The organism is Marinobacter sp. LV10MA510-1 (assembly GCF_002563885.1).
Lineage (GTDB): Bacteria > Pseudomonadota > Gammaproteobacteria > Pseudomonadales > Oleiphilaceae > Marinobacter.
In genome coordinates this window covers 357,654-370,801 of the sequence record NZ_PDJA01000001.1, presented here as the reverse complement: position 1 = coordinate 370,801, position 13,148 = coordinate 357,654, and the positions used below count along the sequence as shown (strand labels likewise).

Annotated in this window: 13 protein-coding genes; 8 read left to right on the top strand and 5 right to left on the bottom strand. The window is 55.9% G+C overall.

Features of this window, described 5'->3' with window-relative positions; genetic code table 11:
• Positions 1-13: 13 nt before the first annotated feature.
• Genes ATI45_RS01725 through apbC form a run of 3 tightly spaced genes read right to left on the bottom strand, consistent with a single transcriptional unit; the run spans position 14 to position 2,345 of the window.
• Entirely contained in the window at positions 14-613 is a 600-nt protein-coding gene (locus ATI45_RS01725; RefSeq protein WP_018403483.1) for a YjaG family protein, read from the bottom strand.
• A complete protein-coding gene (dcd, locus tag ATI45_RS01720) occupies positions 610-1,176 on the bottom strand; it encodes a dCTP deaminase (protein ID WP_098418008.1) in 567 nt (188 codons plus the stop codon). Before dcd ends, ATI45_RS01725 begins: the two co-directional genes overlap by 4 nt.
• 56 nt (positions 1,177-1,232) lie before the next feature.
• Positions 1,233-2,345, bottom strand: coding sequence for an iron-sulfur cluster carrier protein ApbC (gene apbC, locus ATI45_RS01715; RefSeq protein ID WP_098418007.1), 1,113 nt, complete (start codon positions 2,343-2,345; stop codon positions 1,233-1,235).
• 219 nt (positions 2,346-2,564) lie between these two features.
• Here apbC and metG point away from each other — a divergent pair, with 219 nt between their 5' ends.
• The 8 genes from metG to nth are packed head-to-tail and all read left to right on the top strand — an operon-like array spanning position 2,565 to position 10,894.
• The gene (gene metG / locus ATI45_RS01705; RefSeq protein ID WP_098418005.1) at positions 2,565-4,604 is read left to right on the top strand and encodes a methionine--tRNA ligase; all 2,040 of its coding nucleotides are present in this window, start codon (positions 2,565-2,567) and stop codon (positions 4,602-4,604) included.
• Between the two features lie 56 nt (positions 4,605-4,660).
• Positions 4,661-5,242, top strand: coding sequence for an electron transport complex subunit RsxA (gene rsxA, locus ATI45_RS01700; RefSeq protein WP_018403478.1), 582 nt, complete (start codon positions 4,661-4,663; stop codon positions 5,240-5,242).
• Between the two features lie 15 nt (positions 5,243-5,257).
• Positions 5,258-5,893, top strand: a complete 636-nt coding sequence (gene rsxB / locus ATI45_RS01695) for an electron transport complex subunit RsxB (RefSeq protein ID WP_098418004.1) — start codon at positions 5,258-5,260, stop codon at positions 5,891-5,893.
• Positions 5,890-7,776, top strand: a complete 1,887-nt coding sequence (rsxC, locus tag ATI45_RS01690) for an electron transport complex subunit RsxC (protein WP_098418003.1) — start codon at positions 5,890-5,892, stop codon at positions 7,774-7,776. Before rsxB ends, rsxC begins: the two co-directional genes overlap by 4 nt.
• Positions 7,777-7,781: 5 nt before the next feature.
• Positions 7,782-8,834, top strand: a complete 1,053-nt coding sequence (gene rsxD / locus ATI45_RS01685) for an electron transport complex subunit RsxD (RefSeq protein WP_098418002.1) — start codon at positions 7,782-7,784, stop codon at positions 8,832-8,834.
• A 4-nt stretch (positions 8,835-8,838) separates the two neighbouring features.
• Entirely contained in the window at positions 8,839-9,534 is a 696-nt protein-coding gene (gene rsxG / locus ATI45_RS01680; RefSeq protein WP_098418001.1) for an electron transport complex subunit RsxG, read from the top strand.
• A gap of 5 nt (positions 9,535-9,539) precedes the next feature.
• Positions 9,540-10,256: an electron transport complex subunit E gene (locus ATI45_RS01675; protein ID WP_098418000.1), complete on the top strand. Its 717-nt coding sequence runs from the start codon at positions 9,540-9,542 to the stop codon at positions 10,254-10,256.
• Complete coding sequence (gene nth / locus ATI45_RS01670; protein WP_098417999.1) at positions 10,256-10,894, top strand: endonuclease III; 639 nt, start codon at positions 10,256-10,258, stop codon at positions 10,892-10,894. The genes ATI45_RS01675 and nth overlap by 1 nt, the downstream gene beginning before the upstream one ends.
• A gap of 94 nt (positions 10,895-10,988) precedes the next feature.
• On the opposite strand, the gene rpoS is transcribed toward nth, so the two are convergent.
• Both rpoS and ATI45_RS01660 read right to left on the bottom strand, forming a co-directional pair.
• Positions 10,989-11,990: an RNA polymerase sigma factor RpoS gene (rpoS, locus tag ATI45_RS01665; RefSeq protein WP_098417998.1), complete on the bottom strand. Its 1,002-nt coding sequence runs from the start codon at positions 11,988-11,990 to the stop codon at positions 10,989-10,991.
• A gap of 177 nt (positions 11,991-12,167) precedes the next feature.
• Entirely contained in the window at positions 12,168-12,974 is an 807-nt protein-coding gene (locus ATI45_RS01660; RefSeq protein ID WP_098417997.1) for a peptidoglycan DD-metalloendopeptidase family protein, read from the bottom strand.
• Positions 12,975-13,148: the final 174 nt, after the last annotated feature.

Sequence of the window (13,148 nt, the reverse complement as noted above, 5' to 3'; positions counted from 1 at the left end):
TATTCAGTCAATGTTAATCGGACAGTGAAATGCCCAGATTGCTAACGCCTTCATTTTCCGCGCGCTGCCGCAGGGTGTCGATAAATTCCTGCCGCGGCACACGCTGGCGCTTAAGCTCCAACACCAAATCACGCTGGAACAACTTATCCTCTTTCATCAGAGGATGCTGGTCCAGCAGGCGCACCAGCTCGTCTTCGCTTAGTTCTTCGGCTTCCGAAACCTCAACAAAACTCATCACGGTGGCCGTGGCAAGCTGTGAAGCCTCTGTCGCCCTATGCTTGCCAGGATTCAGCCGGTTCAACAGCGCCTGCTCCAGCAACTGACAGAAATCATACGCGGGGTAAACGCCGTAGGCGTCGTAATCCTCAACGTCTGGCGACAGCGCTTCCAGCTTGCGCAGCCACTGGGGAATGGCCGTCTCTATGGCCTCTGGCTTTAACAGATTCCATCCCGCATCCAGAATCTGGCGCATTTTGGCGCCGGTTTTCAGTTCCATGGCGTCGGCAAACAGGGCGTAATTGGGAAACGCCCGCTCGGCCAGCGATAGCAAAAACGCGCATTCGCGCCAGCCCTGTAGCTGCTGTACTGCTTTCAAAAACTGATTGGCGTTCATGTGCGCGGCAGCGTGACGCCGGTTTGGCCCAAATACTTGCCGTCCCGGTCCTTATAGCTGGTCTCACACACTTCGTCCGCCTCGAAAAACAGCATCTGCGCCACCCCTTCGTTGGCGTAAATTTTCGCCGGCAAGTTGGTGGTGTTGGAAAACTCCAATGTCACCTGGCCTTCCCACTCTGGCTCAAGCGGAGTGACGTTGACAATAATGCCGCAGCGGGCATAAGTGGACTTGCCCAGGCAGATGGTCAGCACACTGCGGGGAATGCGAAAATATTCCACAGTACGCGCCAGCGCAAACGAGTTGGGCGGGATAATACAGACGTCGCTGGTAATGTTAACAAAGCTGTTTTCGTCAAAATTCTTCGGGTCTACCGTGGCGGAATGCACGTTGGTGAAGATTTTGAACTCGTTGCTGCAACGCACGTCGTAGCCATAGCTGGAGGTACCGTAGGAAATGACCCGGCCCTTTTCCGATTCACGCACCTGGCCGGGCTCAAAGGGCTCGATCATGCTGTGTTGCTGCGCCATGCGGCGAATCCACTTGTCGGGTTTAATGCTCATGCTGGTTTCTCATATCCCGGAGTTATAAAGGGCGACAGTTTAACTGTTGGCCAGTTTTAGTGCGAATTCCAATGGCCGGTGACCGACACGCTGGAAATAGCGCCGCTTAAATTGCGTTCACGCTTTGACAACTCCGCCCCCACTCGGCGGGCAATGTCCAGATAGCGCCGCGCCACTTCCGAGTCCGGCTCTGCCGCCACCGTTGGTTTGCCGCCATCGGTTTGCTCGCGCACGGTTTTGTGCAGTGGCAACTGGCCCAGCAATACGGTGTCGTAGTCATCGGCAATGCGCGCTCCGCCATCGGCGCCGAACAGCGCTTCTTTATGGCCGCAGTTACTGCAGATGTGCACGCTCATATTTTCCACCACACCCAACACCGGTATGTCCATTTTGCGGAACATTTCGATACCGCGCTGGGCGTCCATCACGGCAATATTCTGCGGCGTAGTGACGATCACCGCGCCGGTTACCGGTACTTTTTGCGCCAGCGTCAACTGGATATCACCGGTGCCCGGCGGCATATCCACGATTAGATAGTCCAATTCGCCCCACAGAGTCTGCTGCAGCAGCTGCATAAGAACACCTGTGACCACTGGGCCACGCCAGATCATCGGGGTTTTGTCGTTAGCCAGATACGCCATGGAACTGGTTTTCAAACCGTGGGCTTCAATGGGAATAAAGTACTTTTGCTCCTGCACCTCCGGCTTCTGGCCATCCGGCACGCCCAGCATCATACCTACGCTGGGGCCGTAAATATCGGCATCCAGCACGCCCACCCGGGCGCCTTCGTGCTGCAGCGCCAGAGCCAGATTCACCGCAGTGGTGGATTTGCCCACGCCGCCTTTACCGGAAGCCACAGCAATAATGTTTTTAACCCCGGGAATCGATGGCAATTCTTTCTGGGTTTTGTAGGCGTGGATTTTTTGGGCCACGTGAATGTCCGAGCTTTCCAAACCTTCAACCGATTCCAGCGCATTCCCAACCAGCTGCCTCAAAGCCCCGGCTATGCCTTTGGACGGATAAGGCAACTCGACCATCAAGGTGACTTTGCCGCGCTTGTCCACGTCCAGCTTCTTTACCGCATCCAGCTCGTACAGGTCTTTTTCAAGGTACGGATCGCGGTATTCGCGAATGGCTGCTTCCAGGGCCTGGCGGGAAATCGTGGTCATAACATCACTCCGGGAGAGTTTAGGGGCAGCACAGAAAGAGTTCAAGCCAGTAATGCGGCACTTAAACGGGGTTTCGGATGAAAAAATTCTGCGTGGAAGGTATCATTTGTACCCAATTCTGGCCATACAGAATACTCGCGTTCCGTGCGCAAATCCGCGCGGGGGTGTTTTGTCGATTCGCGGCCTACATTCAATTCCAGCAAAGGTTCAAGCTCAACCATGACGCAAGCGAGTGCGAAGCAAAAACGGGACATTCTGGTCACCAGCGCCCTGCCCTATGCCAACGGCCCCATCCACCTGGGCCATTTGCTGGAATACATCCAGACTGATATATGGTCGCGTTACCAGAAACTGCGCGGCCATACTTGTTATTACGTTTGCGCCGACGATGCTCACGGCACCGCCATTATGCTCCGCGCCGAGCGGGAAGGTATTACCCCCGAGCAGTTGATTGACCGCATTCGCCAGGAACATCAGCAAGACTTTGGCGACTTCCTGATCCGATTTGACAATTACTACACCACCCATTCTGACGAGAACCGCCAGTTTTCAGAGTTTATCTACCGTCAACTGCAGCAGAACGAGCACATTGCGACTCGCACAATTACCCAATCGTTCGACCCTGAAAAAAACATGTTTCTGGCCGACCGGTTTATCAAGGGCACTTGCCCCAAGTGTAAAACCGACGATCAGTACGGCGATAACTGCGAAGTCTGTGGTGCCACCTACTCACCCACCGAGCTGATCAACCCTCGTTCGGCGGTGTCAGGCGCCACACCCATCGAAAAAGAATCCGAGCACTTTTTCTTCAAACTGCCGGATTTTGCCGACTTCCTGGCCAAATGGACTCGCAGCGGTACCCTGCAGCCGCAGGTAGCCAACAAGCTGGCTGAATGGCTGGACGCTGGCCTGCACGACTGGGACATCAGCCGTGACGCGCCCTACTTCGGCTTTGAAGTGCCCGACGCGCCGGGCAAATATTTTTATGTGTGGCTGGACGCACCCATCGGCTATTTAGCCAGCTTCAAAAACCTGTGCGTCCGCGAAGGCATCGATTTCGAACACTTCTGGAAAGCCGACTCCACCGCCGAGGTTTACCACTTCATCGGCAAGGACATCATCAATTTTCACGCCCTGTTCTGGCCGGCTATTCTGCACGACACCGGTTTCCGCACGCCCACCGCGGTTTGGGCGCACGGTTTTGTGACCGTTAATGGCAAAAAAATGTCCAAATCCCGCGGCACCTTTATCATGGCCCGCACCTATCTGGACTTCCTGAATCCGGAGTACCTGCGCTATTACTTTGCGGCCAAACTCACCGGCGGCGTTGATGACATGGATTTGAACCTGGACGATTTTGCCGCCCGGGTAAACTCGGATCTGGTGGGCAAGGTGGTTAACATAGCCAGCCGCAGCGCCGGCTTTATCAGCAAGCGTTTTGACGGCAAACTGGGACAAGTCACCGAGATCGACAAGCTCAACGAATTCATCAACGCCGGCGAAGAGCTGGCCGGTTACTACGAAAACCGCGAGTTCGGCCGCGCCATGCGCCGCATCATGGAACTGGCGGATATTGCCAATCAGTACGTCAACGACGAACAACCCTGGGTAGTGGCCAAGCAGGAAGGCGAAGACGAAAAGCTTCAGGCCATCTGCACCAACGCGCTGAACATGTTCCGCCTATTGATGACCTACCTTGCGCCGGTGCTGCCAAAAACCGCTGACGCCTCGGAAGCTTTCCTGAACGCCAAGCTCGATTGGAACAACCGCGCCGAGCTGCTGCAAGATCACGGCATCAACAAGTTTCAGCCGCTGATGAGCCGGGTGGACATGGCGCAGATCGAAAAAATGCTCGATGCCTCGAAAGAACAGCTGCCGGCGGCTGAAGCGCCGGCAGAAGCCGCGCCAGAAACACCACTGGAGCCCATTAGCCCGGAAATCGAGTTTGACGACTTCGCCAAGGTGGACCTGCGGGTGGTCAAAATCATCAAAGCCGAGCACGTACAGGGCGCCGACAAGCTGTTACGCCTGACACTTGACGTGGGACATGGCGAACGCAACGTGTTTGCTGGTATTAAGTCAGCCTACGCGCCCGAAGAACTGGAAGGCCGTTTAACCGTGATGGTCGCCAACCTGAAAGCCCGCAAAATGAAATTCGGCCTGTCCGAAGGCATGGTGCTGGCAGCTGGCCCCGGCGGCAAAGACATCTTTATTCTGTCGCCAGACTCCGGCGCCACACCCGGCATGCGGATAATGTAAGTGCTATTAAGTCGTAAGCCCTAAATTGTGAGCAGCCAGCGAGGCCCGAAACGAACATGACCGAGTACCTGCTGATATTGGTCAGTACCATACTGGTCAACAATTTCGTACTAGTTCAGTTTCTGGGCCTGTGCCCGTTTATGGGGGTGTCCGGCAAACTGGAAACCGCCATGGGCATGTCGCTGGCGACCACCTTTGTGCTGACATTGTCGTCGGTGTGCAGCTATCTGGCGTACACCTATTTATTAGAACCTTTGAATCTGGCGTTTTTGAAAACCATCACCTTCATTTTGGTGATAGCGGTGGTGGTGCAGTTCACTGAAATGGTGGTACGCAAAACCAGCCCCCTGCTGTACCGGGTGCTGGGCATTTTTCTGCCACTGATTACCACTAACTGTGCGGTGTTGGGTGTGGCCCTGCTAAACCTGAACCGCAACAACAATTTCGTCGAATCGTTGCTTTATGGGTTTGGTGCCGCACTTGGGTTTTCCCTGGTGCTGATTTTTTTTGCCGCCATGCGCGAGCGCATCGCGGTATCCGATGTGCCCGTTGCCTTTCGCGGCGCAGCCATCGGTATGGTGACCGCGGGGCTCATGGCCCTGGCGTTTTTAGGTTTTACCGGCCTGGTCAGCGTGTAACGGAGTCCTTGGCTTATGTGGACAAATATCGTCATCGCAGTTGCCGTTTTATTAGGCCTGGCCGCCGTGTTTGGGGCCCTGCTGGGCTTTGCCGCCGAGCGCTTCAAGGTAGAAGGCAACCCGCTGGTCGATCAGATAGATGCGCTTTTGCCGCAAACCCAGTGCGGCCAGTGTGGTTTTCCCGGCTGCCGACCCTATGCTGAAGCCATCAACAACGGCGAAGCCATCAACAAGTGCCCGCCGGGCGGTGAAGCCACCATCAACGCCCTAGCCGACCTGTTGGACGTAGAACCCCAACCTCTGGACGCCGAACACGGCGCTGCCCAAGCCAAGCGGGTAGCCGTGATTCGCGAAGACGAATGCATTGGCTGCACCAAGTGCATCCAGGCCTGCCCCGTAGACGCCATTTTGGGCGCCGCAAAACACATGCACACAGTGATAGAAAGCGAATGCACCGGCTGTGATTTGTGCGTGGAGCCCTGCCCGGTTGACTGTATCGACATGATCGTCATCGAACCGGACATCCGCAGCTGGACCTGGGCACCGCCTGTCGTACTGGATAAGGCACCAAATGAAATGCCCAGCGCTACCGATGCCCGCGTGATTGCCACCGACAGCCAGGCAGAAACCCGCGAAGCGAGCCTGTTATGACCCAGCTGTGGAACTTTGGCGGCGGCATACACCCGCCAGAAAATAAAAGCCAATCCAACAGTCGGCCCATCCGCCCCGCGGGCTTACCCGCGAAATTGATACTGCCGTTGCAACAGCACATTGGCGAGCCTGCGCGCTGTATTGTCGAGCCTGGGCAAAAGGTGCTGAAAGGTGAAGTCATCGCCCAGGTAGGCAACGGCATGGGCGTACCAGTGCACGCGCCCACGTCAGGCATCGTTGAGCGTATTTCCCTGGAGCCCGTGCCGCACCCGTCGGGTATGAGCGACACCTGCGTGGTGCTGATACCGGATGGCGAGGAGCGCTGGTGCGAGCTGGTGCCGCAGCCAGAATATCGCAAACTGGAGCGTGATCAGGTGCTGGCGCTGATTCGTCAGGCCGGCATTGTGGGCCTGGGCGGCGCCGGTTTTCCAACCAACATCAAACTGCGGCCGTCTGTAGACCGCAAAGTCGACACCCTGATTCTCAACGGCGCCGAATGCGAGCCCTACATTACCGCCGACGACATGACCATGCGCGAGAAAGCAGACCAGGTAATGACCGGGCTGCGCATAATGGCCTGGCTGCTGCGCCCGGAGCGGGTGGTGATCGGTATTGAAGAAAACAAACCCGAAGCCATTGCCGCCATGCGTCAAGCGGCAGAGGGCAGCAAAACCGAGATTGCGGTAATTCCTACCAAGTACCCTTCAGGCGGTGAGAAACAGCTGATCCAGATTCTGACCGGCCAGGAAGTACCCAGCGGCGGTATACCCGCCGATATCGGCGTGATGTGCCAGAACATCGGCACCGCGGTGGCCGTGGCCGATGCTATCTTGCAAGGCAAACCACTGATCTCTCGAGTAATAACGGCCACCGGCGAAGCCTTGGCCGAACCCGGCAACTTTGAGGTATTGATCGGCACCCCGGCCAGCCATTTGCTGGCCTGCGCCGGTGTGGACAAACAGCGCCTGTCGCGCCTGGTGCTAGGCGGCCCGATGATGGGTTATACGCTGCCAAGCCCGGGCATTCCGCTGATAAAAACCAGCAACTGCGTAATCGCCGCCAGCGCCAGCGAACTGCCCACACCAGCGCCGGAACAGCCGTGCATTCGCTGCGGCCATTGCGCCGAGGCCTGTCCAATGGAGCTTTTACCCCAGCAATTGTTCTGGCACGCCAAAGCCACAGAATTTGAGAAAGCAGAACACCTGAATCTGTTTGACTGCATTGAGTGCGGCGCGTGCTCCTACGTGTGCCCAAGTTCCATTCCTCTGGTGCAGTATTACCGCTTTGCCAAAGGTGAAATTCGCCTGCAGCGCGCCGAACAGCAAAAATCTGGCCGTGCTCGCGTGCGCTTTGAAGCTCGCCAGCAGCGCCTTGATCGCGAACAGCAGGAAAAAGATCAGCGCCGCAAGGACCGGGCACTGGCCGCGGTTGAAGCTCAGGAGCAGAAAACAGCCGACGCCCGGACCATGATTCAGAACGGCACGGTAGCCGACGAACGCGCGGGCAAATCTGCCCTGGTAGAGCAAGCTCTGGCCCGTAAAAAGGCCAAAGCCGCGGCTGCCAGCGCTGAGCGCATCAAGCCCTCAACACAATCTTCAACATTGCCATCAATAGAAGACACAGCGCCGCCTGAAACCTTCGCACCTGCAAATGCTGGCAAAATTCCTGCCATTGAGCCAGTGCCCAGCATAAAAGAACTGGAACAACAGCTGAGTCAGGCCCAAGCCAAACTGGAAAAAATGCAGAGCATGCTGGAAGACGCTCGCAGTGGCAAGGCGCCCAACGTAGACAAGCTCGAACGCGCCGTTGACAAAAATATCGAGCGGGTCAGGCGCGCACAGCGAGCGATTGATGACGCTCAAACGACTCCCCAACAGGCTTAAACTTCATGGCGCTTGTGCAACAGTCTTCCCCCCACGCCCATCGGGCCCGCCCAACGTCGCGGGTAATGCTGTGGGTGATTATCGCCGCAGTACCGGGGCTGCTGGCGCAAACGGTATTTTTTGGCTGGGGTAATCTGATCAACGTGGTCTGGTGCATCGCGCTGGCGCTGGCTACTGAAGCCGCCATTTTAAAATGGCGGAGCAAGCCCATCGGGTTTTTCCTGAAAGACAACACCGCGGCCGTAACCGGCCTGCTGCTGGGCCTGTCGCTGCCGCCATTTGCACCTTGGTGGGTTTCTGCGGTGGCGGTTTTTAGCGCCATTGTGGTGGCAAAACAGCTTTACGGCGGCCTGGGTTCCAATCCGTTCAACCCTGCCATGGTGGGTTACGCCCTGGTGCTGATTTCATTTCCGCTGGCGATGACCACCAACTGGGCCGCACCGGCCGGCCTATGGCAGGACGCACCCGGGTTTGGTGAAACCCTCAGCGCCATCGCCTCGGGCCAGCAAACCGCCGTTGATGGCTGGACCATGGCCACCCCGCTGGACGAATACAAACACAAGGTGGGCAGCCACACCGCCGCGGAAATTACGGCTCACCCCACGTTTGGCAGTTTTGTCGCTCGCGGCTGGGAATGGGTGAATGCTGCTTTCCTGGCAGGGGGCCTGGTGTTGTTGGCTCTGCGTATTATCAGCTGGCACATACCTGTCGGGTTTTTGGGTGGGCTGGTCGCCATGAGCCTGCTGTTTGGCACCAACGCCGATCAATATGCACCGCTGTCGCTGCACCTGCTGGCCGGTGGTACCATGCTGGGGGCATTCTTCATCGCCACCGATCCAGTATCGGCAGCCACCAGCCACCAAGGCAAACTGATTTATGCCGTGGGCATTGGCGTACTGATTTACCTGATACGCAGCTGGGGCAACTACCCAGACGCCGTAGCTTTCAGCGTGTTGCTAATGAACTTTGCGGTGCCGTTTATTGACTACTACACACCACCACGCACCTACGGTCATCACAAGGCCCGACGCGGTTTACCCACCCGGAAACAGGGCTGATTTTATGGCAACCATGGTTCAATCCATCAGTCGCAGCGCCATCGGCCTTGGCCTATTCGCGGTGATTACCGGTGGCACTATTGCCCTGACCCAGGCAGTCACCAAGGAGCGTATTGCCGAGCAGGCGGCGCGGGCCGAAGCCGCGGCGCTGTTCGAGATCATTCCTGAAAGCACCCATAGCAATGACATGCTGAATGACACCATCAGCCTGCCAGACGCTGCTGTTCTTCACAGTGGGGAAGCGCCCAACGCCTGGGTAGCCCGACAGCAAAGCGATCTGGTGGGCTTTATCATTCCCGTCACGGCCACCGACGGCTATTCTGGCGACATCAACCTGTTGGTGGGCATGACTCCGTCCGGCGAATTATTGGGTGTGCGGGTGACCGGCCACCATGAAACACCGGGGCTGGGGGATCGCATAGAAACCCGAAAATCGGATTGGGTTTACCAATTTAACGGCCGTTCACTGGCCAATACGCCGGGTAAACAGTGGAATGTAAAAAAGAACGGCGGCGAATTTGACCAGTTCACCGGCGCCACGATTACTCCCAGGGCGGTGGTCAAAGCGGTTCACAAAACCCTGGTGTACGTGCGCAAACACCAAGCCGAAATTCGCCAGAGCCTTGGCTTGCCCGTCGAGCGTGGCAACCGCAAACAACGCAATGCCGTTGCCAGTCATTTTTCCGAGCCGGAGCACTAATTGCCATGGCAACAAAAACATCACGCGAGGTTATTCGCGACGGTCTTTGGAGCAATAATCCTGCACTAGTGCAGGTGCTGGGGCTGTGCCCGTTGCTGGCGGTGACCAGCACCGTGGTAAACGCACTGGGGTTAGGCCTGGCCACACTGCTGGTATTGATGGGTTCGAATCTGGCGGTATCGCTGATACGAAACTTTGTCAACGAATCGGTTCGCCTGCCGGCGTTTGTGATGATCATCGCCTCGTTTGTAACCTGCGCCGAACTGCTGATGCAAGCATACACTTACGAGCTATATCAGATTCTGGGTATCTTCATCCCGTTGATTGTCACCAACTGTGCCATTCTGGGCCGCGCCGATGCCTTTGCCTCACGTAATCCGCCAGGGATCGCACTGCTCGACGGTGCCATGATGGGACTCGGTTTTATGGCGGTGCTGGTGCTGCTGGGCGCCATGCGCGAACTGGTTGGCCAGGGCACGCTGTTTGCGGACATGCACCTTCTGCTGGGGCCCATAGCCGCCGACTGGACACTGCGCCCGTTTGCAGATTACCCCAACATGCTGTTTATGATGTTGCCACCTGGCGCGTTTATAGGCTTGGGCCTGCTGATCGCACTGAAAAACGTGATCGACAGTCGCATTGAAGAAAAACGCAAAGCTGCGCAAGTTGAAACGGTCAGCGCCGGCAGTAAACGGGTGCGAGTTACCGGAACTATTTCTTAATGAACAAACAGAAACGCACAGAAATTTTCAGCCGTTTGCGGGAGGAAAACCCCAAGCCGGTCACCGAACTGAACTACAGTTCCGATTTTGAATTGCTGATTGCGGTGATTCTGTCGGCGCAGGCCACCGATGTGGGCGTGAACAAAGCCACCAATAAACTGTATCCGGTGGCGAACACCCCGGAGGCCATTTTTGCCTTGGGCGTGGATGGCCTTAAGGAATACATAAAAACCATTGGTCTGTTTAACAGCAAAGCCGAAAACGTGATAAAAACCTGCCGCGCGCTGATCGACCGCCACGCAAGCCAGGTACCGCGAACCCGGGAAGAACTGGAAGCATTACCCGGTGTTGGCCGCAAAACCGCCAATGTGGTGTTGAACACCGCTTTTGGTCAAATCGCCATGGCAGTAGACACCCACATATTTCGGGTATCAAATCGTACCGGTATTGCTCCGGGCAAGAACGTGCTGGAAGTTGAAAAGCGCCTGATAAAGCTGGTGCCTCAGGAGTTTTTGCTGGATGCCCATCACTGGCTTATTCTGCACGGGCGCTATACCTGCATCGCCCGTAAGCCTCGGTGCGGAGCCTGTCTTATTGAAGATTTGTGCGAGTTCAAGGATAAACGCGACTATCTATGATTACTGATTACTGATTACTGATTACTGATTACTGATTACTGATGCAGAATCAGGCTCGGCTGCCATCACCTGAGCGGCGCTGGCAGCCTTATTGCTACTGAAATAGAAGATTTCCGGTAAGCCCCTCTTTTTCCAGAATTTCGCGCAGCCTACGTAGAGCTTCCACCTGAATCTGGCGCACTCGTTCGCGGGTAAGCCCGATTTCCTGCCCGACTTCTTCCAGCGTACTAACAGGATAGCCACGCAGGCCAAAACGGCGGGCCAGCACTTCCTGCTGTTTTTCGCTGAGCTGGTCAATCCACTGTTGCAGGCAGGCCGAAATGTTGTTGTCCTGCAGCACATCGGCGGGGTCTGATGCACCTTCGTCGGCGACCGTATCCAGCAGGGATTTTTCACCGCCGGCGCCAATGGGCGTGTCCATGGAAGCAACGCGCTCGTTCAGCCCGAGCATACGCTTAACGTCTTTAACCGGTTTGTCGACCTTACGGGCAATTTCTTCAGCTGTGGGCTCGTGGTCCAGTTGCTGGGTCAGTTCGCGGGCTGCCCGCAGATACAGGTTGAGTTCTTTCACCACGTGAATAGGCAGGCGAATAGTGCGGGTCTGATTCATGATGCCGCGTTCGATGGTTTGGCGAATCCACCATGTAGCATAGGTAGAGAAGCGAAACCCGCGCTCTGGATCAAACTTCTCGACCGCGCGAATCAAACCAAGGTTACCCTCTTCAATCAAGTCGAGCAGGGTCAGGCCGCGATTCACATAGCGCCGAGCGATTTTTACAACCAGCCGCAAGTTGCTTTCAATCATGCGCTTACGACCTGATTCCTCGCCTTTTCGGGCCAGACGTGCAAAGTACACTTCTTCTTCAGGGGTAAGCAGAGGCGAAAAGCCTATTTCGTTGAGGTAAAGCTGTGTGGCGTCCAGCTGTTTGCTACTGCTGTAATAACGACTGCTCGCCGAACGACTTGCAGGTTTCGCAGCTGCTTTGATCGCAACCTTGCGCGGTGAGGCTGTATCCCCAGATCTTGGTATTTTCTTTTCAGCGTCTTCGGACTGTTCGACGCGATCGACAATCAAGTCTTCCTGATATTGTGACATTCTGTTTGCCCCGCCTCTAAATGATCCTGGACAGCGCCCGTGTTTTGTTTGTTAAGTCGGACGTGCCGTTCTATTCTCGTGGTCGTATTCAGGACATCTATTCATGGCCACCCTGGCCGCTATTGTTTCATTATTATTTTATGTGCGTGTACGTGCTTTTACGTAGTGTCACCTAGTCTACCGCGCTGGTAAATAATATGCTGGATTTACTGGGTTACCATTTTTTCGTATTTCAAAATGCAACATTGGCCGATCTGCGCCGCTGTTGCCCAATTCAGCAATTATCTGACCAGCCTGAACGTTCTCCCCTTCTTTGACCAGTATTTTACGATTGTGCCCATAAGCGCTGAGATACTGCTCGCTGTGATTAACGATGACAAGGTTGCCATAACCCAGTAAACCGCTGCCGGCATAGACCACACTTCCGCCAGCCGCCGCCCGTACAGAGTCGCCGGATTTTCCGGCAATATCAATCCCTTTGTTGACTTTCCCCGATGCTGAAAAGTTAGCAATTACAGTGCCAGAGTGAGGCCATCGCCATTTTATATCGGCAACGGTCTGGGTCTGCGACGCCAGAGGTGCGCTTGTGTCAGGCTTTCGGGTAATTGCAGGTTGCCTGGTGGGCTTGGGAGTTCGGGCGCTGCTGCTCGTTACCGCCGTTGCGTTGCGCTTGGCCCCAGCCCCTGCAACGGCTGTAGCGGGCGCTCGGCCACGCTTGTCAAGACGCAACACCTGGCCCGCTCGAATGGTCCAGGGTGCTCGCAAACCATTGGCGTTGCCCAACTCTCGATAATCGCGACCGTAGCGCCAGGCAATGCCGTACAGCGTTTCACCGGACTTGACCATGTGCTGGCCCCAATACACCGGGGGGTTATAAATATCGTCCTGGTAAAGCGCCGCTGTATTGCAACCGCTCAGCATCAACGTCAACCACAACAGGGTTGCGGCCGGATAGTTGAATAAAACGCGAGGCTGGAAAATCACGACATAGGTACCGATGCGGTTATGAAAAATTCAGCTCAACAATAATGCAAGCTCGCGCCGGTGTCTAAGTAGTTTCGGGATATTCGCTGTAAGCAACTCTTGTTGCGATGATTTTTCAAACTGGCGCAACAGGATTGACGGGCACTGGTGTTACCCGGGGGAACAGGGCTTCTT

Coding starts and splice junctions, on each gene's coding strand:
- metG (WP_098418005.1), top strand. CDS start 2,565: ATGACGCAAGCGAGTGCGAAGCAAAAACGGGACATTCTGGTCACCAGC.
- rsxC (WP_098418003.1), top strand. CDS start 5,890: ATGACCCAGCTGTGGAACTTTGGCGGCGGCATACACCCGCCAGAAAAT.
- rsxA (WP_018403478.1), top strand. CDS start 4,661: ATGACCGAGTACCTGCTGATATTGGTCAGTACCATACTGGTCAACAAT.
- apbC (WP_098418007.1), bottom strand. CDS start 2,345: ATGACCACGATTTCCCGCCAGGCCCTGGAAGCAGCCATTCGCGAATAC.
- rsxD (WP_098418002.1), top strand. CDS start 7,782: ATGGCGCTTGTGCAACAGTCTTCCCCCCACGCCCATCGGGCCCGCCCA.
- rsxB (WP_098418004.1), top strand. CDS start 5,258: ATGTGGACAAATATCGTCATCGCAGTTGCCGTTTTATTAGGCCTGGCC.
- nth (WP_098417999.1), top strand. CDS start 10,256: ATGAACAAACAGAAACGCACAGAAATTTTCAGCCGTTTGCGGGAGGAA.
- rsxG (WP_098418001.1), top strand. CDS start 8,839: ATGGCAACCATGGTTCAATCCATCAGTCGCAGCGCCATCGGCCTTGGC.
- dcd (WP_098418008.1), bottom strand. CDS start 1,176: ATGAGCATTAAACCCGACAAGTGGATTCGCCGCATGGCGCAGCAACAC.
- ATI45_RS01725 (WP_018403483.1), bottom strand. CDS start 613: ATGAACGCCAATCAGTTTTTGAAAGCAGTACAGCAGCTACAGGGCTGG.
- ATI45_RS01675 (WP_098418000.1), top strand. CDS start 9,540: ATGGCAACAAAAACATCACGCGAGGTTATTCGCGACGGTCTTTGGAGC.
- rpoS (WP_098417998.1), bottom strand. CDS start 11,990: ATGTCACAATATCAGGAAGACTTGATTGTCGATCGCGTCGAACAGTCC.